This is a genomic window from Jejubacter calystegiae, from assembly GCF_005671395.1.
GTDB classification, from domain to species: Bacteria; Pseudomonadota; Gammaproteobacteria; order Enterobacterales; family Enterobacteriaceae; genus Jejubacter; species Jejubacter calystegiae.
The window spans coordinates 4,209,971-4,232,670 of the sequence record NZ_CP040428.1 but is presented as its reverse complement, the minus strand read 5'-3'; the positions used below and the strand labels follow the sequence as shown (position 1 = coordinate 4,232,670).

General features: G+C 57.0%; 19 protein-coding genes and 2 pseudogenes. 11 read left to right on the top strand and 10 right to left on the bottom strand.

Features of this window, described 5'->3' with window-relative positions; all coding sequences use genetic code 11:
* The first annotated feature begins 43 nt into the window (after nucleotides 1-43).
* The 3 genes from FEM41_RS19570 (at nucleotide 44) to lysM (ending at nucleotide 1,784) form a co-directional block, all read left to right on the top strand.
* Nucleotides 44-535 (top strand): NUDIX hydrolase, encoded by a 492-nt coding sequence (locus FEM41_RS19570; protein WP_138099267.1) that lies wholly within the window; start codon nucleotides 44-46, stop codon nucleotides 533-535.
* 93 nt (nucleotides 536-628) lie between these two features.
* Nucleotides 629-1,081: a YcgN family cysteine cluster protein gene (locus FEM41_RS19565; RefSeq protein WP_138097847.1), complete on the top strand. Its 453-nt coding sequence runs from the start codon at nucleotides 629-631 to the stop codon at nucleotides 1,079-1,081.
* Nucleotides 1,082-1,337: 256 nt separating this feature from the next.
* Nucleotides 1,338-1,784, top strand: coding sequence for a peptidoglycan-binding protein LysM (gene lysM / locus FEM41_RS19560; protein ID WP_138097846.1), 447 nt, complete (start codon nucleotides 1,338-1,340; stop codon nucleotides 1,782-1,784).
* 47 nt (nucleotides 1,785-1,831) lie between these two features.
* On the opposite strand, the gene dsbB is transcribed toward lysM, so the two are convergent.
* Entirely contained in the window at nucleotides 1,832-2,362 is a 531-nt protein-coding gene (gene dsbB / locus FEM41_RS19555) for a disulfide bond formation protein DsbB (protein ID WP_138097845.1), read from the bottom strand.
* A gap of 129 nt (nucleotides 2,363-2,491) precedes the next feature.
* A complete protein-coding gene (gene nhaB / locus FEM41_RS19550; protein ID WP_138097844.1) occupies nucleotides 2,492-4,051 on the bottom strand; it encodes a Na(+)/H(+) antiporter NhaB in 1,560 nt (519 codons plus the stop codon).
* Between the two features lie 235 nt (nucleotides 4,052-4,286).
* Between nhaB and fadR the strand changes: the two genes are divergently transcribed.
* Complete coding sequence (gene fadR / locus FEM41_RS19545) at nucleotides 4,287-5,006, top strand: fatty acid metabolism transcriptional regulator FadR (protein WP_138097843.1); 720 nt, start codon at nucleotides 4,287-4,289, stop codon at nucleotides 5,004-5,006.
* 62 nt (nucleotides 5,007-5,068) lie between these two features.
* Here the strand turns inward: fadR and FEM41_RS19540 are convergent, their stop codons facing one another.
* Nucleotides 5,069-6,607: a SpoVR family protein gene (locus FEM41_RS19540; RefSeq protein WP_138097842.1), complete on the bottom strand. Its 1,539-nt coding sequence runs from the start codon at nucleotides 6,605-6,607 to the stop codon at nucleotides 5,069-5,071.
* A 325-nt stretch (nucleotides 6,608-6,932) separates the two neighbouring features.
* Between FEM41_RS19540 and FEM41_RS19535 the strand changes: the two genes are divergently transcribed.
* The 3 genes and pseudogenes from FEM41_RS19535 to FEM41_RS25275 all read left to right on the top strand — a co-directional run.
* The gene (locus tag FEM41_RS19535; protein WP_138097841.1) at nucleotides 6,933-8,228 is read left to right on the top strand and encodes a D-amino acid dehydrogenase; all 1,296 of its coding nucleotides are present in this window, start codon (nucleotides 6,933-6,935) and stop codon (nucleotides 8,226-8,228) included.
* 13 nt (nucleotides 8,229-8,241) lie between these two features.
* Nucleotides 8,242-9,312 carry a catabolic alanine racemase DadX gene (dadX, locus tag FEM41_RS19530; RefSeq protein ID WP_138097840.1) on the top strand — a complete coding sequence of 357 codons (1,071 nt, stop codon included), beginning with the start codon at nucleotides 8,242-8,244 and terminating at the stop codon, nucleotides 9,310-9,312.
* A 33-nt stretch (nucleotides 9,313-9,345) separates the two neighbouring features.
* Nucleotides 9,346-9,393: pseudogene (locus tag FEM41_RS25275) on the top strand (hypothetical protein); the annotation flags it as partial.
* 3 nt (nucleotides 9,394-9,396) lie between these two features.
* Here FEM41_RS25275 and FEM41_RS19525 read toward each other — a convergent pair.
* Together FEM41_RS19525 and ldcA are read right to left on the bottom strand one after the other, a co-directional pair.
* Nucleotides 9,397-11,025, bottom strand: a pseudogene (locus FEM41_RS19525) (potassium/proton antiporter); the annotation flags it as partial.
* 135 nt (nucleotides 11,026-11,160) lie between these two features.
* Nucleotides 11,161-12,072, bottom strand: coding sequence for a muramoyltetrapeptide carboxypeptidase (gene ldcA, locus FEM41_RS19520; protein WP_138097838.1), 912 nt, complete (start codon nucleotides 12,070-12,072; stop codon nucleotides 11,161-11,163).
* 113 nt (nucleotides 12,073-12,185) lie between these two features.
* Between ldcA and emtA the strand changes: the two genes are divergently transcribed.
* The gene (gene emtA / locus FEM41_RS19515) at nucleotides 12,186-12,800 is read left to right on the top strand and encodes a membrane-bound lytic murein transglycosylase EmtA (protein ID WP_138097837.1); all 615 of its coding nucleotides are present in this window, start codon (nucleotides 12,186-12,188) and stop codon (nucleotides 12,798-12,800) included.
* A gap of 45 nt (nucleotides 12,801-12,845) precedes the next feature.
* On the opposite strand, the gene FEM41_RS19510 is transcribed toward emtA, so the two are convergent.
* Nucleotides 12,846-14,999 carry a TonB-dependent siderophore receptor gene (locus FEM41_RS19510; RefSeq protein WP_421805481.1) on the bottom strand — a complete coding sequence of 718 codons (2,154 nt, stop codon included), beginning with the start codon at nucleotides 14,997-14,999 and terminating at the stop codon, nucleotides 12,846-12,848.
* A 157-nt stretch (nucleotides 15,000-15,156) separates the two neighbouring features.
* Nucleotides 15,157-15,585: a homoprotocatechuate degradation operon regulator HpaR gene (gene hpaR, locus FEM41_RS19505; protein WP_138097835.1), complete on the bottom strand. Its 429-nt coding sequence runs from the start codon at nucleotides 15,583-15,585 to the stop codon at nucleotides 15,157-15,159.
* 367 nt (nucleotides 15,586-15,952) lie between these two features.
* On the opposite strand from hpaR, the gene hpaX reads away from it, so the two are divergent.
* A complete protein-coding gene (gene hpaX, locus FEM41_RS19500) occupies nucleotides 15,953-17,293 on the top strand; it encodes a 4-hydroxyphenylacetate permease (RefSeq protein WP_138097834.1) in 1,341 nt (446 codons plus the stop codon).
* A 47-nt stretch (nucleotides 17,294-17,340) separates the two neighbouring features.
* Here hpaX and treA read toward each other — a convergent pair whose 3' ends face one another.
* Complete coding sequence (gene treA, locus FEM41_RS19495) at nucleotides 17,341-19,086, bottom strand: alpha,alpha-trehalase TreA (protein ID WP_138097833.1); 1,746 nt, start codon at nucleotides 19,084-19,086, stop codon at nucleotides 17,341-17,343.
* A gap of 237 nt (nucleotides 19,087-19,323) precedes the next feature.
* Here treA and FEM41_RS19490 point away from each other — a divergent pair, with 237 nt between their 5' ends.
* Complete coding sequence (locus FEM41_RS19490) at nucleotides 19,324-21,048, top strand: thiamine pyrophosphate-dependent enzyme (protein ID WP_241666529.1); 1,725 nt, start codon at nucleotides 19,324-19,326, stop codon at nucleotides 21,046-21,048.
* A 9-nt stretch (nucleotides 21,049-21,057) separates the two neighbouring features.
* Nucleotides 21,058-21,540: an MEKHLA domain-containing protein gene (locus FEM41_RS19485; protein ID WP_138097831.1), complete on the top strand. Its 483-nt coding sequence runs from the start codon at nucleotides 21,058-21,060 to the stop codon at nucleotides 21,538-21,540.
* 42 nt (nucleotides 21,541-21,582) lie between these two features.
* On the opposite strand, the gene FEM41_RS19480 is transcribed toward FEM41_RS19485, so the two are convergent.
* Nucleotides 21,583-21,870, bottom strand: coding sequence for a DUF1330 domain-containing protein (locus FEM41_RS19480; protein WP_138097830.1), 288 nt, complete (start codon nucleotides 21,868-21,870; stop codon nucleotides 21,583-21,585).
* 2 nt (nucleotides 21,871-21,872) lie between these two features.
* A complete protein-coding gene (locus FEM41_RS19475) occupies nucleotides 21,873-22,547 on the bottom strand; it encodes a GntR family transcriptional regulator (protein WP_138097829.1) in 675 nt (224 codons plus the stop codon).
* Nucleotides 22,548-22,700: the final 153 nt, after the last annotated feature.

Here is a 22,700-nt window from a genome sequence, read left to right as displayed (position 1 = left end):
GATACAGACGCTTTCGTCGACCGAGGTCTACCGCAATAAATGGATGACCCTTAAAGAGGATCGCATTCGCAGGGCCGATGGCAACGAAGGGCTCTATTCGGTGGTGGTCAAACCGGACTTTGTGGTGATCCTGCCGGTAGAAGGGGAATTTATCTATGTGGTGGAGCAGTATCGCTATCCGTTGGGACAACGTACTCTTGAACTGCCTCAGGGAACCTGGGAAACGGCGCCCGATGCCGATCCGCTGGCGCTAGCGGCAGGCGAGCTGCGCGAGGAGACCGGGCTCCAGGCCAACAGTATGACCTGGGTGGGATATCAGAAGCTGGCGCAGGGGTATTCCAGTCAGGGATACCATATTTATCTGGCAAGCGATCTGAGCCACGACAGCCAGCAACTGGATGCCGAAGAGCTGGGGCTGACTGCCGGTAAAATAAAGATCGGCGACTTTATGGCGCTGATCCTGGAGGGAAAGGTCAGCGATGCCACCTCGGTGACCGCCTTCCTGCTGGCCCGGGCTAAGGGGCTGCTGGGGTAAAGGACTATAATGGAGAAATAGCGGTTTGCTTGACGGCGGCCGCCATGCCCTTTATAACGTGCAGCTTATTTTCCGACGACCAGGACCACGCCAATGACCGAAACGCCTTTCTGGCAGCGTAAAACGCTGGAACAAATGAGCGATGAGGAGTGGGAGTCCCTCTGCGATGGCTGCGGGCAGTGCTGCCTGCACAAACTGCAGGATGAAGTGACCGACGAGATCTATTTTACCAATGTGGCCTGTCGGCAGCTCAATATTAAAACCTGCCAGTGCCGCAACTATGAGCGGCGCTTTGAATATGAATCGGACTGCATCAAGCTGACCCGGGAAAACCTGCCGACCTTCGAATGGCTGCCGCCCACCTGCGCCTATCGGTTGCTGGCGGAAGGCAAGGGGCTGCCGGTCTGGCACCCTTTGCGCAGCGGCTCTAAGGCGGCGATGCATGCCCAGCGTATCTCGGTGCGCCATATTGCAGTACCGGAATCCGAGGTTCGCGACTGGGAAGAGCATATTCTCAACCATCCTCAGTGGGAAAGTCGACGCTGAAATGAAACAGCCGGATTGCGTCGGCTGTTAAATAAGCATTAAGCGCCTGTCTCCCTGCAATCTATAGCCCCGCCTTGCGAGTATTTATCAATCGCTTTGTATTTATACGGAAATATTCATTCTGTTGCGCATTTTCCTTATTAACGTAATGATTTTGCGCGATAAATCTTATTTCCTCCTTTACTTTTCGCCATTTTTTGCCAGACTTCTTAGCACGAGGATGGGCATGTGCCCGGCAAATAACAGGAGTACAAAAATGGGACTGTTTAATTTTGTAAAAGAAGCGGGTGAAAAGCTTTGGGATGCGGTGACCGGTCAGGACGACCAGCGCGGCGACCTTATCAAAAAGCATCTGGAAAAAACGGGTCTGGCCGGTGCTGACAAAGTGGAAGTCGAAGTAAAAGGCGATAAGGTTATCGTCAAAGGCGACGGCCTGAGTCAGGAGCAGAAAGAGAAGATTCTGGTGGCTGCGGGTAACGTCGAAGGCGTGGGCGACGTGGAAGATCAGGTGACCGTGGCGGCGGGCGACAGCGCGGCGGCCAGCAAGTCTTACACGGTGAAGAAAGGGGATACCCTGAGCGCTATCGCGAAAGAAGTTTATGGCGATGCCAACCAGTACAACAAGATCTTCGAAGCCAATAAGCCGATGCTGAGCGACCCGAATAAAATCTATCCGGGCCAGACGCTGCGCATTCCTCAGTAATTCGCTGAGATGAAAAAAAACCTCCGACTGGAGGTTTTTTTATGGGATTAATGCTTGAAAATACCGCGCCGCTTCGGCTTCACAAACTGGGCAATTACCACCACCAGCGCCACTATCAGGTAAGCGGCAAAGATGCCTACCAGCCACTGCGGCATTTCCAGCGACAGAAATTCCCACTGACGTACCGAACAGTCGCCGGTAGCGACGAAAACCTGCGGCAACCATTTATCCAGCGGCAGCCATGTGGGGAATCGGGCGGCGAAATCACACACCTGGAAAGGCGAAGGGTGCAACTGCATCATAGTGTGCTGCCAGGCCAGCTCCAGACCGCGCCAGGCGCTGTAGATCCAGACCGCCAGCGCCACAAAGCGCAGTGGGGTTTTCGGGGCGATGGCGCCCAGCAGACCGGCGCCCATCACGCCAAATAGCGCACAGCGCTCGTAGATACAAAGCACGCAGGGTTGCAGCTTCATAACATGCTGGAACCAGAGCGCGACCAGCTCCAGCGCAAAGGCCGTCAGGGCCATCAGCAGCCATGCGCCCCGACCGCGTGAGCATTGGTTGAGATATTGCAACATAAATAACATTCCCTGCTAAATTCGTTCGCGCAGTGTAAACCAATTCGCCGCCCGCGCCATCAGGCGGACAAAAAATTATACACTTCCGTATATGGGGTACTGGCGGCGGGTCGTGCCCGCCATCGGTTGTTATGGCTTGAGCGGTGGAGTGCTAATCCAGCCATGGGCCAGCATCCAGTCTGTTGCGGGCGTCAGGAAAAACGCCACGCCGAGAAGCCCCACCAGGGTTAGCACCAGGGTGTAGGGCAGCGCCATCAACACCATGCGGCCGTAAGAGAGGCGGATTAGTGGCGCCAGGGCCGAGGTGAGCATAAACAGGAATGCCGCCTGACCGTTGGGCGTCGCCACCGACGGCAGGTTGGTACCGGTGTTAATCGCCACTGCCAGCAATTCATACTGCTGCGGATCGATAGCGCCGTTAAGCATGGCGCTTCGCGCTTCGTTAATGTAGACGGTACCGACAAACACATTGTCAGAGATAGATGACAGCAGGCCATTGAAGACGTAGAACAGCGACAGCTGAGTGTGGGGCGATGCCTGGAGCACGAATTCGATAATCGGCTGGAATAGCTGCTGGTCGATAATGACGGCGACGATGGCAAAGAAGACCGTCAGCAGCGCGGTAAAGGGCAGGGCCTCGGTAAAGGCGCGCCCGATAGTATGCTCGTCGGTGACGCCGCACAGCGAAGTGGCCAGGATAATCACCGACAGGCCAATCAGTCCCACCTCGGCCATATGCAGCGCCAGTGCGGTAATCAGCCAGATGCCGATCAGCCCCTGAATCACCAGCCGTACCTGCTCCTGGCGGTTACGCTGGCGGGCCTCTTTCTGAGCGAACTCTTTCAGTACGGCCCGAACGCTTTCCGGTAACGGTTCGCCATAGCCCAGCACCTTCAGGCGCTCCAGCAGCATACAGGTTATCAGACCGCAGAACAGTACCGGCACGGTAACCGGCGCCATGCGCAGCAGGAAGTCGCCAAAGTGCCAGTTGGCTGCTCGGGCGATAATCAGGTTCTGCGGTTCGCCGACCATGGTCATGACGCCGCCCAGCGCAGTACCCACGGCGGCGTGCATCATCAGACTGCGCAGAAAACTGCGGAACTGCTCCAGCGTGGCCTTATGATCCTGGAAGATGTCGTTATCGTTTGACAGATCGCCGTCATCGTCACGACTGGAAGCCACCCGGTGGTAAATACCGTAAAAACCGACGGCGACGCTGATAATCACCGCGACCACCGTCAGAGCGTCCAGAAAAGCAGAAAGAAAGGCGGCAGCCAGACAAAAAGAGAGGGAGAGCAGCATCTTGGAGCGAATGCCCAGCAGCAATCGGGTAAAAATCAGCAGCAGGAGCTGCTTCATAAACCAGATGCCGGCGACCATAAAGATCAGCAGTAGAATCACTTCAAGGTTATTGGCGACCTCGTCGCGCACGTGCTGGGCGCTGGTCATGCCGAAGGCGACAGCTTCAATAGCCAGCAGGCCGCCGGGCAGCAGCGGATAGCACTTCAGCGCCATGGCCAGGGTAAAGATGAACTCTGCCACCAGCAGCCAGCCTGCCGCAAAGGGGCTGACAAAGAAGAACACCAGTGGATTGATCACCAGAAAACAGAGTATCGCCAGCTTATACCAGTCCGGAGACTGTCCCAGGAAGTTGCGATAAAGAGCGCGGCCAGTGGATATTTCCTTCATGGATTGAGATCTTCCGTTATTTTGTTCTGAATGACACGAGAGGAATTATCCAGCCTACTCCCCGAACCTGGAGCTGACAAGGCGCGCTCCTGCAGGATTGTCACCTGGATAAGACTGAAATGTCTAAAAAGTGAGCGGGGACACGCTAATTTGTTATCCGTGCGTGCTATCTGCCTGGCTGTGCATCTGGTATGATGAGTCCCCATGATTAAGCCAGGTTAATGGAAATTTCACTATGGTGATAAAGGCGCAGAGCCCAGCGGGTTTCGCGGAAGAATATATTATTGAGAGCATCTGGAAAAATCGCTTTCCGCCGGGATCCATTCTGCCTGCCGAGCGTGAGCTATCTGAATTGATTGGCGTTACCCGAACCACCCTGCGCGAAGTACTTCAACGTCTGGCGCGCGACGGCTGGTTAACCATTCAGCACGGCAAACCGACCCGGGTAAATAACTTCTGGGAAACGTCTGGTCTGAATATCCTTGAAACCCTGGCGCGTCTCGACCACGAAAGCGTTCCCCAGCTCATCGATAATCTGTTGTCGGTCAGAACCAACATCGCCACCATCTTTATTCGTACCGCGCTGCGTAATCATCCTGATGAATCACAGCAGGTGCTGGCCAGCGCTCAGTCGGTGGAAGATCATGCTGATGCCTTCGCCGAACTGGATTACGGTATTTTCCGCGGGCTGGCATTCGCCTCCGGGAATCCGATCTACGGCCTGATTCTGAACGGCATGAAAGGGCTGTACACCCGTATCGGGCGGCACTACTTTTCCAGCCCGGAAGCGCGTGCTCTGGCACTGGGCTTCTACCATAAACTGTCGACGCTGTGTCGCGAATCGCTTCACGATCAGGTGTATGACGTGGTGCGAACCTACGGTCGTGAAAGTGGGGATATCTGGCACCGGATGCAGAAGAATCTGCCGGGTGACCTGGCGATGCACGGCCACTAATTCCGCCCGCCACCAGAATAAAAAATGCCGGTAAGCAGTTACGCTAACCGGCATTTTTTTCGCTACAGAGTATTGTTGACCCGTGGCGGGCAGCGTTCCAGCAGTTCGACGCTGCCGTCGTCGTTCTGCTGCTCCAGCAGCACATCAAAACCCCACAGCCGGTGCACATGCTTCAGCACCTCGCGGCGTCCTTTATCCAGCGGCACCCGATTATGCGGGATATAACGCAGCGTCAGCGAACGGTCGCCGCGCAGGTCGACATTCCAGACCTGAATGTTGGGTTCCAGATTGCTCAGGTTGTACTGGCTGGAAAGGCGTGAACGCAGCTCCTGGTAACCCTCTTCGTTGTGGATCGCCGAAATCTCCAGATAGTTTTTGCGATCGTCATCTTCTACCGCAAACAGCCGGAAATCCCGCATCAGCTTCGGCGACAGGAACTGGCTGATAAAGCTCTCGTCCTTAAAATCGCGCATGGCGAAGTGCAGGGTATCCAGCCAGTCCTTACCGGCCATTTCCGGGAACCAGTAGCTGTCCTCCTCGGTGGGGGACTGACAGATGCGCTTGATGTCCTGGAACATGGCGAAACCCAGCGCGTAGGGGTTAATGCCGCTGTACCAGGGGCTGTTATAGGGCAGCTGATAGACCACGTTGGTGTGGTTATGCAGAAATTCCAGCATAAAGCGGTCGCTAACCTTGCCCTCGTCGTACAGGTGGTTGAGGATGCTGTAATGCCAGAAAGTGGCCCAGCCTTCGTTCATCACCTGAGTCTGCTTTTGCGGATAAAAATACTGGCTGACCTTACGCACAATGCGCAGGATCTCACGCTGCCAGGGCTCCAGCAGCGGCGCGTTCTTCTCCATAAAGTACAGCAGGTTCTCCTGGGGCTCCGACGGAAAGCGATGGCTGGCCTCGACGGTTTTCTCTTCTTCGTGACGCGGCAGGGTGCGCCACAGCATATTGACCTGGCTTTGCAGGTACTCCTCACGGCTCTTCTGACGCGCTTTCTCCTCCTGCAGGGAGATCTTAGACGGGCGCTTATAGCGGTCCACCCCGTAGTTCATCAGGGCATGACAGGAGTCCAGCAGCTTTTCCACCTCATCCACACCGTAGCGTTCTTCGCACTCGCGAATATAGTTACGGGCAAAGATAAGGTAGTCGACAATCGAACTGGCATCGGTCCAGCTGCGGAACAGGTAGTTGTTTTTAAAGAAGGAGTTGTGCCCGTAGCAGGCGTGGGCCATCACCAGCGCCTGCATGGTAATGGTGTTCTCCTCCATCAGGTAGGCGATACAGGGGTCGGAGTTAATGACGATTTCATAAGCCAGCCCCTGCTGGCCGTGTTTATAACGCTGCTCGGTTTCGATGAATTTTTTGCCGAATGACCAGTGGGTATAGTTGATCGGCATTCCGATGCTGGAGTAAGCATCCATCATCTGCTCAGAGGTGATGACCTCAATCTGATGAGGGTAGGTTTCCAGCCGGTAGTATTTGGCTACCCGGTCGATCTCGGCCAGGTAATCCTCCAGCAGCCCGAACGTCCAGTCGGGGCCGTCGCTTAGATGTTTGGTGTCCTTGCTCGTGGAATCTGCAACAGTCGCCATCAGCGCCCCCTCATTGTTAACGGCTCTCATCTGAATGGAAAGCCTCAAAATCAAGCATAGAACAGGGGCAGCGTTTCGGGCGGTGAGCGGAATTTTTTTCATGGGCGGTTATTTTAATTTTTGTGCTGAATTTTTTTTATTATCCAGTATTTTTTACTGACAAAGATGTTGCAGGAGCACGAGATTCTGAATTCGCGATTTACCGCTACGCCAGCCACATTGTGAATTATGTCACCATAATAAAGCCCTATGTTGAATAACATTTTCATCTGGGTTATCAATTTGTAGCCAGAATATTATTCTTTTACTCAGAATGGAGCAGGCTATGCGAGTCATTGTGCTGGGAAGTGGGGTTGTGGGCGTCGCCAGCGCCTGGTATTTACGCCAGGCGGGACACGAAGTCACGGTCATTGACCGGGAATCCGGACCGGCAGAGGAGACCAGCGCCGGTAACGCCGGGCAGATCTCCCCGGGCTATGCGGCGCCTTGGGCGGCGCCGGGTATTCCGCTAAAGGCGGTTAAGTGGATGTTTCAGCGCCATGCGCCGCTGGCTATCCGCCCGGACGGCACCTCTTTCCAGCTCAAGTGGATGTGGCAGATGCTGCGCAACTGCGACGCCCGCCACTATGCGGAAAATAAAGAGCGCATGGTGCGGCTGGCCGAATACAGCCGCGACTGCCTGAAGGCGCTGCGCGCCAGCACCGGTATCGCTTATGAAGGGCGCCAGAAAGGGCTGATGCAACTGTTCCGCAGCCCTCAGCAGTACGAAAATGCGGCGCGCGATATCGCCGTTCTGGAAGAGGCCGGGGTGCCTTATGAACTGCTGGAAGCCGGACAACTGGCCCGGGCCGAACCGGCGCTGGCCTCCGTCGCCCACAAGCTGGCTGGCGGTTTGCGACTGCCGAATGATGAAACCGGCGACTGTCAGCTGTTTACCCGTGGACTTGCCCGCATGGCGGAAGAGGCGGGCGTCGAATTTCGCTATAACCTGCCGGTGGACCAGCTACTGACCGAAGGGCAACAGATTGCCGGTGTCAAATGTGGTAACGAAGTACTTAAGGCGGATGGCTACGTGATGGCCTTTGGCTCGTACTCTACGGCGATGCTTAAGGACATCATCGATATTCCGGTTTACCCCCTGAAGGGCTATTCGCTGACCATTCCCATTGCCGATGAGAGCGGGGCGCCGGTATCGACCATTCTCGATGAAACTTACAAGGTCGCCATTACCCGCTTCGACCAGCGTATTCGGGTGGGTGGCATGGCGGAGATCGTCGGTTTTAATACCGGACTACCAGCTGCGCGTCGCGCCACGCTGGAAATGGTGGTGCGCGATCTCTACCCGCGCGGCGGCCATATCGAGCAGGCCACCTTCTGGACCGGTCTTCGTCCCATGACGCCGGACGGTACGCCGGTGGTGGGCCGTACTCCCTGGAAAAACCTTTGGCTGAATACCGGTCACGGCACTCTGGGCTGGACTATGGCCTGCGGCTCTGGCCAGATGCTGAGCGATATTATCTCCGGGCGTACACCGGCGATCCCCAGTGAGGATCTGTCGGTAGCGCGCTATCTGCCGGGCTTTACTCCCGGCCATTCGCCGCGTCTGCACGGCGCACACTGACAGGGGGCTTTCTATGACGCGTCCTGTTCAGGCCAGTATTCATCTGGCCGCCCTGCGCCACAATTTGAGTCAGGTGCGCTATGCCGCGCCGCACTCCCGGGTGTGGGCGGTGGTGAAAGCCGACGCATACGGCCATGGTTTATCACGGGTCTGGTCGGCGTTGAGCGGTGCCGACGGCTTCGCGATGCTGAATCTGGAAGATGCTATACAGCTACGCGAGCGGGGCTGGAAGGGGCCGATTCTGATGCTGGAAGGCTTTTTCGATGCTCAGGAGTTGGCGTTGTTCGATCGCTATCGCCTGACCACCAGCCTGCACAGTCGCTGGCAGATTAAGGCGCTGGCCGATGCCCGACTCAGCGCGCCGCTGGATGTTTACCTTAAGATTAACAGCGGTATGAACCGGCTGGGGTTTGTGCCGGAGCAGGTACATCGGGTCTGGCGCCAGCTACGCGAACTGAAAAATGTGGGTGAGATGACCCTGATGGCTCACTTCGCCGATGCCGACCGGCCCGACGGCGTGGATGCGCCGATGGCGCGTATCAGCCAGGCGGCGGAAGGGCTGGAGGCGCCGCGCTCGCTGGCCAACTCGGCGGCGACGCTGTGGCACCCCCAGACCCACTACGACTGGGTGCGGCCGGGTATTGTGCTATACGGTGCTTCGCCGAGCGGTCGCTGGTGCGATATCGCCAGCGCCGGGCTGCGACCCGCCATGACCCTCAGTAGCGAAATTATCGGCGTGCAGACGCTTAAGGCGGGGGAGCGGGTGGGCTATGGCAGTCGCTATTGCGCGTCCGGCGAACAGCGTATTGGTATTGTGGCCTGCGGCTACGCAGACGGCTATCCGCGGGTAGCTCCGGACGGTACGCCGGTGCTGGTAGGCGGCGTGCGCACCGGGCTGGTGGGCACGGTTTCTATGGATATGCTGGCGGTGGATCTAACCCCCTGTCCCCAGGCGGGAATCGGTACGCCGGTAGAGCTGTGGGGCGAGCAGATTCGTATCGATGATGTGGCGGCTGCCAGCGGAACCATCGGCTATGAGCTGATGTGCGCGCTGGCGCCGCGCGTGCCAGTTGTGACAGCGTAACAATAGGGGAGGCGGCGGTTATTCCGCCTCTTCCTGGGTCACCCGGACCCCGATTTTCATTACCTGATTATCCTCTTTTTCCGCGACCGTCCAGACCAGACCGGCGTACTCCACCTGGTCGCCGACCACCGGGGCGCCGCCCAGGCGCTGAATCACCCACTCGCCCAGGGTCTGTTCGCTATTCTCCGCGTTATCCGGCTCCAGGCCGTAAATGGTCGCCACGTCGCCAAAGCGGGCGTTGGCCTCCAGAATAAAGTCGCCAAAGAAACGCTGGTCGAGCTCCGGCGATACTGGCGGGGTGTGGCTGAACAGTTTGCCCAAGGCGGGCAGATCGCGCTCGCGGCCAATCACGCACAGGATATCGCCTTCCCGCAGACGGGTGCTGCCGCTGGGGTGCAACAGACTTTTACCGCGAAACAGCGCGGCGATACGGGTATCTTTCGGCATATGCAGATCGCGCAGGGCGGCCCCCACGCACCACTTATCGGCGCTGAGCTGATAGATAAGCTGCTCCCAGGGCTTCTCCGGGTGGATATCCAGACCGATACGCGAAACCGGCCAGCCCACCAGCGGCACCACCACTTTGGCGCGCCTGGCCGCCCAGCTAAGGCTGGTACCCTGAAGCAGCAGCGACACCAGCACCACAAAGAAGGCGACGTTAAAGAACAGGCGTGAATTTTCCAGCCCCGCCATCATCGGGAATACCGCCAGAATAATGGGTACCGCGCCGCGCAGTCCGACCCAGCTGATAAACACCCGCTCGCGCAGGTTAAAGCTGCGAAACGGCAGCAACCCCAGAAACACCGACAGCGGACGAGCGAAGAAGATCATCCACAGTGAAAGCAGCAGCGCCGGTATCGCGATCGGCAGCAGATCCGACGGCGTCACCAGCAGCCCCAGCACCAGGAACATGCCGATCTGGGCCATCCAGGCCATACCGTCGAAGGTTTGTAGAATACCGAAGCGGTTGCGTACCGGGCGGTTACCCAGCAGGAAGCCGCACAGGTAGACCGCCAGAATGCCGCTGCCGTTCAGGGCGGTGGTAACGGCGAAAATCATAATCCCGCCGCTCAGGGCCAGTAGCGGGTAGAGCCCCTGGGGCAGAGAGATACGATTAATCACCTGCTGCAGAATAAAGCCGCCGATGCCGCCAAGCAGAATTCCCAGCCCGAACTGCTGCGCCAGATGCGCGAAGAACATCCAGCTCAGGCCGCTTTCATGCTGCTGAATCATCTCGATCAGGGTGATGGTCAGGAACACCGCCATGGGGTCGTTACTGCCGGATTCGATTTCAAGGGTGGCGCTGACGCGCTCGTTAAGTCCTTTTCCTCCCAGCAGCGAAAAGACGGCGGCGGCATCGGTGGAGCCGACGATGGCGCCAATCAGCAGTCCTTCCATCAGATTCAGGTTAAACAGCCAGGCGGCAGCCATTCCGGTGAGCCCCGAGGTCACCACTACGCCGAGCGTCGCCAGCGATAGCGCCGGTCCGAGCGCAACCCGGAACGAACTGGCCTGGGTACGCATACCGCCGTCCAGCAGAATCACCGCCAGCGCCAGGTTACTGATCAGATAGGCAAACGGATAGTTATCGAATGGAATGCCGCCGATGCCATCCACCCCGGCCAGCATACCGATGGCCAGAAAGATAACCAGGATTGGGATCCCAAGACGGGAAGAGAATGAGCTTAACAGGATGCTGAAAGTGACCAGCAACGAGCCGACGATAAAAAGGTTAAAAATGGTCCCGGCATCCAAGATAAAGAGTCCCCCAGCAGAGTTTTACAAAATGTTACCATGATACAGCTAAGTGCCGAAAACCGACCTGCGGAAAAGCGACCTGAATCGCCCTTATTTCAGGCAGGGATGACCATTCAGGCTAAGCGTTGCCCGTTTTCCATCGTGAATCAGTTCGCCGTGGGCGCCCAGCGGCAGCGTGACGGTGCAGGGTTCGTGACCGAAAGCCAGACCATCGACGATGGGGAGCCCCGTTCGTTCGCGCAGCGTGGCGCATACCTGGGCCAGATCGTACCCGTTATCATAATCGTTAGGGGCAGCGGCGCTGAAGCTGCCCAGCACAATAGCGCGCTGACGCGCCAGCACACCGGCATGGTGGAGCTGCAATAGCATTCGCTCTACCCGGAACGGGTGTTCGTTAATATCTTCGACCACCAGAATGCCATCGTCGATTTGCGGCAGCCACGGCGTGCCCACCAGGCTTATCAGCATCGCCAGATTTCCGCCCCATACCGTACCGCTGGTCCGACAGGCTGGCGCATCGCTGCGCCATTCCAGGGTAAAGCGGGGGGAGGTGAGCGCCTTCCAGAAGTGCTCTATGGTAAAGGGATCCAGCTCCGGCGCGCCAAAATTGCCCGCCAGCATCGGCCCGCTAAAGGTAATGACCCCTTCACGGGCCAGCAGCGCCAGTTGAAAGGCGGTGAAGTCGCTGTGGCCGCAAATCAGCAGCGGATTGCGGCGCTGGCGGTCGCTTAACGCCGGGTAGTCGATGGACTCCAGCAGTCGGCTGACGCCGTAGCCGCCGCGCACGGCCAGCACAATCGTCGGGTTTTCAGATAATTCTGCAAGTTGATTCAAATCCGCCAGCCGCTGTGCATCGGTACCGGCAAAGCGCTGTTCGCGCCGCCCGATAACGCCCGTGTTATGCACCTGATGGCCCGCTTCCCGCAACCGGGCGACGCCGCGTTCCGCGGCTTCCTGTTGAATGCAGTAACCGGAAGGAGCGACGAGATGAAAAGTGGCCATGGAATTTCCTTGCTGATTTAAATTCTGTATTGGTTATCATGCCGCGAGGCGTTGCGGTTGTCATCCGCAATGCCTTTGACCTGGAACCTGTTATCGAAAAAAGGGGAAGCGTAGTGAAGTTGAGATGGCTTATCGTACTGAGTGTGTTGCTGGTGGGTTGTTCGAGTAAGCCATCCCGGGTTCAACACGGGGGCTGGGAAGCGGGTCGCCCGGTTCAGGGGGCCCAGACCTGGATGCCGATTACCGAAGAGGCGGCAGAGACCTGGGGCGTCAGCCCGCGTCTGATTACCGCGATTATCGCCGTGGAATCCGGCGGTAATCCACAACTGGTCAGCCGCTCTAACGCAGTGGGGCTGATGCAGATTAAGGCGTCTACCGCCGGTCGCGAAGTCTATCGCCATGAAGGGCGAAGCGGCCAGCCATCGACCAGCGATCTTAAGGATCCGGCGCGCAATATTGATATTGGCGCGGCCTATCTGAGCATTCTGGAGAACGGCATTCTGCGCGGCATCGACAACCCGCAGACCATGGAGTACGCGCTGATCGTCTCCTACGTCAACGGTGCCGGGGCGCTGCTGCGGATATTCTCGTCGGATCGGGGAGAGGCGATTGAGCAGATTAATGACATGTCGCCGGAAGCGTTCTGGCAGTACGTGATGGATAACCATCCCTCTTCCCAGGCGCCGCGCTACCTGTGGAAGGTAAAGCGGGCGATGGAAAGTGCCTGATGCTTTAAGACAACGGCCCCGGTTCGGGGCTGTTTCTCATTGCGATTAAAAATCATACCCCGCAGTCACGATCACCTGGCGCTCTTTACCCCAGTAGCAGTTGTTGGTGCCGTAACAGCCCGCCACGTAATCACGTCCCGTCAGGTTAGTGGCGTTCACCTGGAGCGAAGCGCCGCGCAGGTTGCTGCTCCATTCCCCGAGATCGGCGCGTACCATAGCATCCACCAGGGTCACTGACGGAATACGACGGGTGTTCTCGTTATCGACCCACTGCTTGCCGATATAGCGCAACCCGGCGCCAAAGCTAATGCCGTAGTCCGCGCGGTAGTGGCCCCACAGCGAAGCGAACTGATCCGGCGTGACGTATGGAGTGTTGCCGTTATTGCCGTCGATGGCGTCTTTAAAGCGTACCTTGTTCCATGTGTAGCCAGCGATGGCAGAAAGGCGTGGGGTGATTTCGGTGCGCGCTTCCAGCTCAATGCCCTGGGAGTGCACTTTCCCTGCCGGTTCATAGTAGCTGCCCTGAATGACGCGGTTACCGACATCCTTCTGGGTCAGATCGTAGACGGCCAGGGTGTAGAGATCGCGGCTGCCCGGCGGCTGGTACTTCAGGCCCGCCTCATACTGCTGGCTGGTGGTGGGCTTCAGCAAATGGCCCTGGGCATCCGGTAGCACCTGAGGGGTGACGGCGGAACTGTAGCTGATATAGGGCGAGACGCCGTTCTGGAAGGCGTACAGCAAGGCGGCGCGGCCGCTGAAGCGATCGTCACGGCGGTTATCCACCACCCGGCTGTTATTCTCGGGCGTAACCGTGCGGCTTTTGGTTTCCAGACGGTCAAAGCGACCGGAGAGATCCAGATGCCAGCGGTTCCAGACCATCTCATCCTGCAGGTAGACGCCGGTCTGCTCGTAAACCCGACGAATATTCGAACGCAGCGCGCCGGGGATCATGGCGCCGCTGGCGTCGTAGTGCCACAAGTCGGTGCCGCCATTCTCGCCGCTCCAGGGATTCAGGTTAGTGGCCGACGCGCTGTCGCTCTGAATGCGGTTACGGAAGCGGTGATATTCGGCGCCCAGTACCAGGGTGTGATCCACGCTACCGGTGGCGAAATCTGCCTCCAGTTGATTATCCATTGCCCAGGCGTCAAGCGAAGAGTCTTCACCGCTGTAGTAGCGGGTCAGTTCATTGTGCTGCGCATCGGCCCAGCCGAGCTGGTAAGCCTGGTTAAGTTTAACGTTGGAGTGGGTGTAGCTGCCGTTAGAGCGGAAGGCCCAGACATCGTTAAACCGGTGAGCGAATTCGTAGCTGTAGATCTGCTCGTGACGCTTAAAGGCGTCGATACCTGGCTCCACATCCGAGAAATCGGTTCCCAGCTTATGGCCGGTAGAGGAATACAGACTACCATCCGCGGGTACCGAACCGTGGAAACCGCCGGAGGGATCTTTTTCCAGATAAGCGCGTAGCACCAGCGAAGTGTCGTCATCGGGCTGCCAGAGTACCGAGGGGGCAATGGCGTAACGTTCGTCGCGGGTGTTCTGATACTGGGTATCGGTATTTTTGGTCATCCCGGTCAGACGCCATGCCCAGTTCTGGTTAATGGCATCGGTATAGTCGAAGGCGGTGCCGTTGGTACTGTGATTACCGACCAGGGCGCGCAGGTGGCCTTCACGAGCGAACTGCGGGCGCTTCGAGGTCATCATCACCAGCCCGCCGGGGATGGTCTGGCCGTACAGGGCGGAAGAGGGACCGCGAATCACATCGATGCGTTCCAGGAACCAGGGATCGACCTGCAACACGTTATAGCTGCCGCCGTCGCTCATCAGGCGCAGACCGTCCAGGAAGGTGTTGTTGACATCGCCGCCGTGGAAGCCGCGCAGCGCTACGGTGTCGTAGCGGGTGGCACCGCCGGCGAAGCCGGTAAAGACGCCAGGGGTGTAATTCAGCGCGCTGTTAACGTCTGCAGAGCCCTGGTCTTCCATCTGCTGGCGGGGGACCACTGAAATCGCCTGGCCGGTTTCGATGAGCGGTTTATCGGTTTTGGTGGCGCCACGGCTGGTGGTGGCGCTGTACCCTTCGGTGGGGGTGGTGGCGGTATCCGGTGCTACGGCGCTGACCACCACGGTATCTTCGGCGCTAAACGCCGGGCCCGAGGCCAGTAGCGCCAGGGGGATAACCAGCGCGCGCCCTCTGCTATTCATTAACGTCATTATTGTTTTCCCGTCATCATCGATAAACGTTCACTTTAAAGTTAAACGCGAATTATTATCGTTGTCTTTTGCTTATTTCAAGACGTAAATGCGGATAAACAGAAGAAAAAAGCCCTTATTAATGAAAGGGCTGTGGAGATGGATAATTTCAGACATCATCCGGCGGCGGGGGCAGGGCGCTGAATTCGTACAACAGCCCCTGAAGCTGCGCCATTTTCTCCGGGCCGAACTGACGCTCGATTTCCCGATAGCCCTGTTCCACCTGGTGGCTGGCTTCCTGATACAGCGCTTCGCCGCGCGGCGTCAGCGAGGCGAACAGTTTGCGCTGATCGCTGACCGGTTTCATGCGCCAGACCAGGCCGTCGCGCTCCAGCCGGGTCAGGATGCCAGTCAGGCTGGGGCGCAGGATGCAGGCTTCGCTGGCGAGTTGATGGAAGTCCAGCGAGCGATGCACCGCCAGAATACGGATGACGCGCCACTGCTGCTCGGTCAGGTTATGCCGGTTCAGCACCGGGCGAAACCAGCTCATGGCCGTTTCCCGCGCCTGCAACAGGGCGATGGTCAGGGATTCATGCATAACGATTTCCACAGAATAAGAGTCTGTATCCAGTATATTTTTTTCCCTTCTGGCCGCAAGGCTTGTCGGTAATACTTTCACCACCTCCTGCTGAATCATCAAGTTATTAATATATTAACTGTTAATCCGGGCGTCAGTGTTGCGATCTCCGGAGCTTTCTGAGTGTGGCCTCATTAGCGTGTTTTCACAATGATGTTTCTGTTTTGTTAATTGCGTCACGCCTTTTGAAACAATATTTGAACAATAGAATGAGCCATAATAAAACCATCTCGTTAATGTATTAATGAAATGGACTGGCGAGGAAAGGGCTCGGGATCCGGTGCCGCGATTGCCAGTGACTATCCATCGATCTTTCCGGGAGTCCCTTATGAGCGACCTGGTCTCACAGCAAGCGGGCTTTAGCGCGCTCGAACAGCGGGTGATGAAGAAACTGTTCCGGCGTCTGATCCCCTTCCTGTTCGTGCTGTTCGTCTTCTCCTTTCTCGATCGTATTAATATCGGTTTTGCCGGTCTGACGATGGGCAAAGACCTGGGATTGAGCGCCACCATGTTCGGGTTGGCTTCTTCCCTGTTTTACGTGACCTACGTTATCTTCGGTATCCCTGGCAACATTATGCTGGGCATCGTGGGGGCCCGGCGTTGGATCGCCACTATCATGGTGCTGTGGGGAATTGCTTCCACCTGTACGATGTTTGCCACTGGTCCTGGCTCGCTATATGTACTGCGGATGATTGTCGGCATTACCGAAGCCGGTTTTCTGCCCGGGATCCTGCTCTATCTTACCTGGTGGTTTCCGGCCTGGTATCGGGCCAGAGCGAATGCGCTGTTTATGATCGCCATGCCGGTCACCATGATGCTGGGCTCGGCGGTTTCCGGCTATATTCTGGCGCTGGATGGCGTACTGAACCTGAAAGGCTGGCAGTGGCTGTTCCTGCTGGAGGGAATGCCGTCGATACTGCTGGGGATCGTGGTCTGGCACTACATGTCAGATAAACCGGCGGATGCCCGCTGGCTGACGAAGGAAGAGAAAGGGGCGCTGGAGGCGATGCTGGCCCGGGACAGGGCCTGGAGCCGCACAGCCCCCGTCGGGCGTTCGACCTGGCGCGAAGTGCTGACGCCTGTGGTGCTGATGTACACCCTGGCCTATTTCTGTCTGACCAATACCCTGAGCGCCATCAACATCTGGACGCCGCAGATTCTGCAAAGCTTTAACCAGGGCAGCAGCACCATTGTAATTGGCCTGCTGGCGGCGGTGCCCCAGCTGTGTACCATTATCGGGATGGTCTGGTGGAGCCGCCGTTCCGATCGCCGTCAGGAACGCAGAATCCATACTATCATTCCCTTTCTGTTTGCCGCCGTGGGCTGGTTGACGGCCTCCGCCACCGGTCACAGCCTGGTTCAGCTACTGGGCATTATTATGGCCTCGGTGGGTTCCTTTACTGCCATGGTGCTGTTCTGGACCACGCCGGACAGCACCATCAGCTTTAAGGCGCGGGCGGTGGCGATTGCGGTGATTAACGCCGTGGGGAATATTGGTTCAGGGCTTAGCCCGCTGATGATCGGCATTCTGCATGATCTCACCGGCAGTTTTAGCGCCGGATTGTGGTTTATGACCGGTTTGCTGGTGGTGGGCGCGGGCGTCATGGCGCGGATACCGATGGGACAACAGGCTTCAGCAACGCCCGTCGGGGCCATGGAAAAGGGATAGCGGATTGGGTGAGATCCTCTCCCCATAGGGGGAGAGGATGAGGGGGGCTACTGCTCTGCCGGTTGTGGGGCGCTGGCCTTTTCAGCCGGTTGCGAATTTGCCGACACGTTCGGAGCGGCGTGGCCCGGACGCTGAGACGGCACGTTATCACAAGGCTTGTCGCTGGCGCACAGCTGGTCCAACAGCTTAAGCGTCACGCCATTGGTCCAGCCGAAGCCATCCTGTAACGGATATTCACCGCCGCCACCGCCTGCACCCTGGCCGGTAACATCATACTTTTCGACCAGCTTCTGTTCCGCGTTATAGATGCGCTGCACATTGCTCAGGAAGCGCCAGCGGATGTCGCCCGCCAGTTCATCCTGAGCGTAGTGTTTCAGCCCTTCGACGGCCACCCACTGCAGCGGCGCCCAGCCGTTAGGCGCATCCCACTGCTGCCCGGAGTTCACGTCGGTGGTCAGCAGGCCGCCCTCTTTCAGAAGGTGGCTACGCACGGCGGCAGCCACCTTCGCGGCCCGCTCTTTATTAGACGTCTGGACATAGAGCGGGAACAGTGCGGCGGCGGTTAGCTGGCTGCGCACCCGATGGTGCTGCAGATCGTAATCCACATACCAGCCGTTCTTGCTGTTCCACATATGTTTCTCAATGGCCTGCTGGCGCTGGCTGGCAAGACTGGCATAGCGTTTCGCTTCTTCGGCTTTACCAGCCGCTTCGCTGGCGCGCGCCAGGGTCTTCTCCAGGTGATACATCAGCGCGTTAAGATCCACCGGTGCGATGCTGGTGGTACGAATGGTGGAGAGTTTTTTGGGGTCATCCATCCAGCGCGAGCTAAAGTCCCAGCCCGAGGCCGCGGCGGCCCGCAGATCGCGATAAATCTGCGCCGCCTTACGATCCGGATTGCTCTTCGCGGTGGTGACGTCGTCCAGCCAGGATTCGGGGCGCGGCGTATCCTTATCATCCCAGTAGCGGTTCAGCAGCGCGCCGTCGCGCAGTTTCACCACCCGTCCTTTGGCGTCGCCCTTATCAAGGGTATCGCTGCCCGCCATCCAGTACTGATACTCCTTCTTCATCTGGGGCAGGTATTTGGTCAGCGCTTCGCCGTTATCGTGGCTGGCCAGCAGCTCCACCATCATGGCGAAGAAGGGCGGCTGGGAGCGGCTCAGATAGTAGCTGCGGTTGCCGTTAGGAATATGGCCCCAGGTGTCTATCTCGTAAGCGAAGTTATCCACCATATCCTGGACTTTATCCCAGTTGCCGCTTTCGGCCAGCCCCAGCATGGTGAAGTAGCTGTCCCAGTAATAGACTTCGCGGAAGCGGCCGCCGGGTACGACGTAAGGTTTGGGCAGCGTCAACAGTGAATCCCATTCGCCGGTACTTTTCCCGGTGCGGGTCAGCACCGGCCACAGGCCGTCGATATGTTCGCGCAGGCTCTGGTCGGCAGGAGGCACATATTTTTCGCCCGCTTTGGGCAGCACGAAGTTCACCTCCACAAAGTGGCGTAGATCGAAACCGGACTGATTACGCTGCATACGATAGTCGGCGAGGATCATTAACGGATCGCTGCGCGGTACGGCGTCGGCGAAGGTTTTCTGATCGGGAAACAGTTTCGCGCTTTGTACGGCGGTGAACAGCGGGCCCAGAAGCGCATCCGGCGACTGAGGCGCGGGTCTGGCGGTCACGCTCTGTTCGGCATCGGCGGCAATGGCCTGGGGCATTAGCGAGACAAAAGCACCACCCAGCGCCAGCTGGATGGCCAGTAACAGGGTACGGGGACGGCGCAAATCAGATTTTGCCATGCATTATTCTCCTTATTCTCCATGCTCCCGGGCCACTGCCGGGATAGAGGCGATCAACCCTATGAAAACCTTAGCCGAATTTTTAGCGCAGCGGGGGGCCGAACTCACGATTAGTGAATTTTTTCGGACAATAAGAGCAGTGTCGTCCGGGGGGTGTTTCTTTTTTGAGCGTCGCTGTTTGTGACATATAAGCTAGCCTTACATATTTGTGTCTGTGAGCTGTATATGGAGGGTAAGGTGAAGAGTTCAGTCACTGAAAGACCTTCTTCCGGGTATCAGTTTCTGCAGGATACACTTCGTGAATGGGGCGTTACCTGTTACGCAGGTGTTACCGGAGGAGGCGTCATCCATTTTCTTAAGCACTTTGATTCCGTTGTTGATTCTGATACGAAAACACCGGGTTTCTATTCAATAGGTGAATACAGTGCGGGTTTTATTCCTCTGGGGTATTACCTGAGCAGCGGCGGGATATCTGCGGCAGTAGCAACCACCGGCGCGGCCAGCAAACTGCTGAGTTGTGGCCTGAGCGATGCGAAATTTCATGATATTCCGGCCATTTATATCCTTCCTCTCTCTGAGAGTGAAAGTCCGGGGCAGGCACCGTTACAGGACACTTCAGAATATGGTATCAACATCCTGGCGCAGTTGCGCAGTGAGTTGCCTGATTCCGTGTTTGTCCTCGACTCTTCGGCTACGCTGGCTGAGAAATTGTTGTCCGCCCGTTTCCGATTAGAACAGTGCAGGCCGGTGGTGTTGGTGTTACTGCACAGCGCACTTAGCAGTCCGGTGACTGTCCCAACTGAAAACGCTATTTTGTCGCCACCCGTTCCCCCGGATAGCCCTGCTGATTTTTGCGACGAATTTCGTCGGGCTAGTGATGGGCGGCGAGTGGTAGTGCTGGTCGGAGAAGAGATGGCGCGTTACCCGGGAGCGGCAGAGCTTACGACGGAATTTTGTCAGGCTCTACAGTGTGCGGCAGTCTGGAGTATCAATGGCGCCAACGCCGTCCATCGAAAAAATCCTTATGGTTTTGGGTATCTCTCTTTTGGCGGCAATGACGCAGCATTGTCATTATATCAATCTGTTGGGCAAGATGATGTGTTGCTGGTTCTGGGGGCCTGCCCGGATGAATATACCGTCAACCGGCATAAATTTGCAGCTGCAAAGACCTTTTATCTTACGTGTCATCCCGAAGGATATGGGCAGATAGAGAATAATTTTGCCCATATGGCTCGGGGGGAATACCGTCATGTCTTTGGCCCATTAGATGAGTCGCTACGTCATCTACTCAGGGCGGCTAAACAACAGCCATTTGACAATATTCCCGCGTCGACTGCGCCGGATAACCTCAATCACCGTGAGTACCCGGCTCCCCGTCATGGCTATGTGGATATGGTGGAACTTTATCAGAGGCTTGATCGTTGGTGGCCTGCTGGTGCCATTGGTTTTGATGATGTCTGCCTGGCGTACAAAGACAGGCAATATGTGACTCAGCGCCCCAATAACAATATCCACTTTTATTCCCTTTATCGTGGTTCGGCAATGGGTGGCGCTTTTGGCGCTGCTGTGGGGGCGAGGTTGTCATCGCCAAAGCGGCCGGTATTTCTCTTTACTGGTGATGGTTGCTTTCGGTTATTTTCTGGCTCGTTGGGAGAAGCCAGTGAATTAGGATTAGTGATCTTCCTGATAAATAACGCAAGTTTTTCCATTGTTGCCCAGGGATTGCCGGTTATTCTGCCGGACGTTGAGGAAAAAAATTATCATGCCAGTCTTAAACCGCTTGATTACTGTCTTATCGCCCAGGCCTGTGGCTGGGATGCTGAACGACTTGCTGCCGATCTGAGCAATCTCGATCTTTTGCTGGAAAGAGCGGGTAGTGTTTCAGTGAAATCATTGTTGATTGATATTCCCGTGGATGCCTTACAGGTGTTGGGGCATAACCCGCGGGTGAAAAATCTTTAGAGGTTGAGTATGAATCATTTCCCGGACAGGGCACTTATCGAACGCATTGGGCAGTGTTATCAAAAGTTGAGTGGAAAGCCATTGCCCGGCCCAGATAACGTGGCCGATCGAGCCTGGTGGTTGCATGATAAGGCTCCTTATAGTTTGCTGGCGCACGATGGAGGGGACGATCCTCATTTTATTTACGCTAATGAATGTGCGCTGAGATGTTTCAAATACTCACGGGAAGAAATGTTGCGACTGCCTTCCCGGTTGAGCGCGGCCGGTTCGGAACAGCAGGAACGTCAGCAAATGCTGGACGGACTGACGAACTCCGGCATCGTTAGCGGTTATTCAGGAGTACGTACTACCCGACAGGGCGAGTCCTTCAAAATTTATAACGGAGTGATCTGGCAATTAAAAAACGAAGATGGAGTCTTGTGGGGACAGGGGGCGCTATTTTGGCTGTCACCGTACGATGACGAAGTGGGGATGTCATTGAACGCTGAGTAATTCTATCTGGCCGCGGTGGCATGCGGCCATGGCTGTTTTTAGTCAGGCCAACCCTTCGACAATCACAATTTGCGCTTCCGCAACGCCAGCGCGTTGGGCCTTCGCCCGCTGGTAGGCGTCGGACTGGTAGCAGGCCAGCGCGCTCTGATAATCGTCGAACTCAATCAGCACGTGCTTCACAAAGTGCTGGCCTTCCAGAGTCGAGGCTTCACCGCCCCGGGCCAGAAAGCGGGCGTTAAAAGCCTGAAAGGCTTCAGGCGCCAGATCCATATAGTGGCGGTACTGCTCGGGGTCGTACACGGTCACGTGGGCAATCCAGTAGGCGGACATGTTTACTCCTGCTGTTCCAGAATCTGGCGGGCAAGACTTGATGCTTCGCGCAGATGTTCAATGACTTCCTGGCGGGCGCGTTGGGCATCGTTCTGATCGATGGCGCGCCAGATGCGCGTCATGCGTTCAAAACCGGCCACCTGGCGCTCGCGGGTCTTCAGGGTCAGCGTACGCAGTCGGCTGATGCGGCTGTTAAGACGCTGGACGATCTCCCAGGCGATGGTATGCCCGGCTATGTGAAACAGTTGTTCATAAAAGGCGAGAGAAGCTTCAATGCGGTGGATATCGTCGCTGGCGCCGGATACGCTGTCTATTTGCAACAGTCGGTCATAGAGCCGCTTTTTATCCTGTTCGGTGGCGCGCAGGGCGCAGTCGTGGGCGGCCTCCTGTTCGAGCAGCATGCGGATGTTGTAGATCTGTTCAGCTACCTCCCAGGTCAGAATGGCGACGATAGGGCCCTTTTTGGGGATGATCTCGATTAATCCTTCTGCTTCGAGATAGCGAATCACCTCGCGTACCACGCTGCGGCTGACGCCGAGCTCATCGCTCAGGTTGCGCTCCACCAGCCGGTCTCCCGCCTTAAAATAGCCGACGACGATGGCCTGGCGAATTTTGGTTAGCGCAAGCTCACGAAGGGTAGGCGTGCTCTCTATTTTCAGTGACTGGCTCTGAATCATTATTTTCTCCATGCTGAGCCGTTAAACATCGTGATGAAATAGCGCCAGTTCTTCCTGTTCATGGCTACTATTAACATCCTTTTACACGGGATGGCAACGCCGCCCCGGCAGAGGGGCTGAGGCACCGGCGTCGGTTCCCGGCTAAATTCGGCA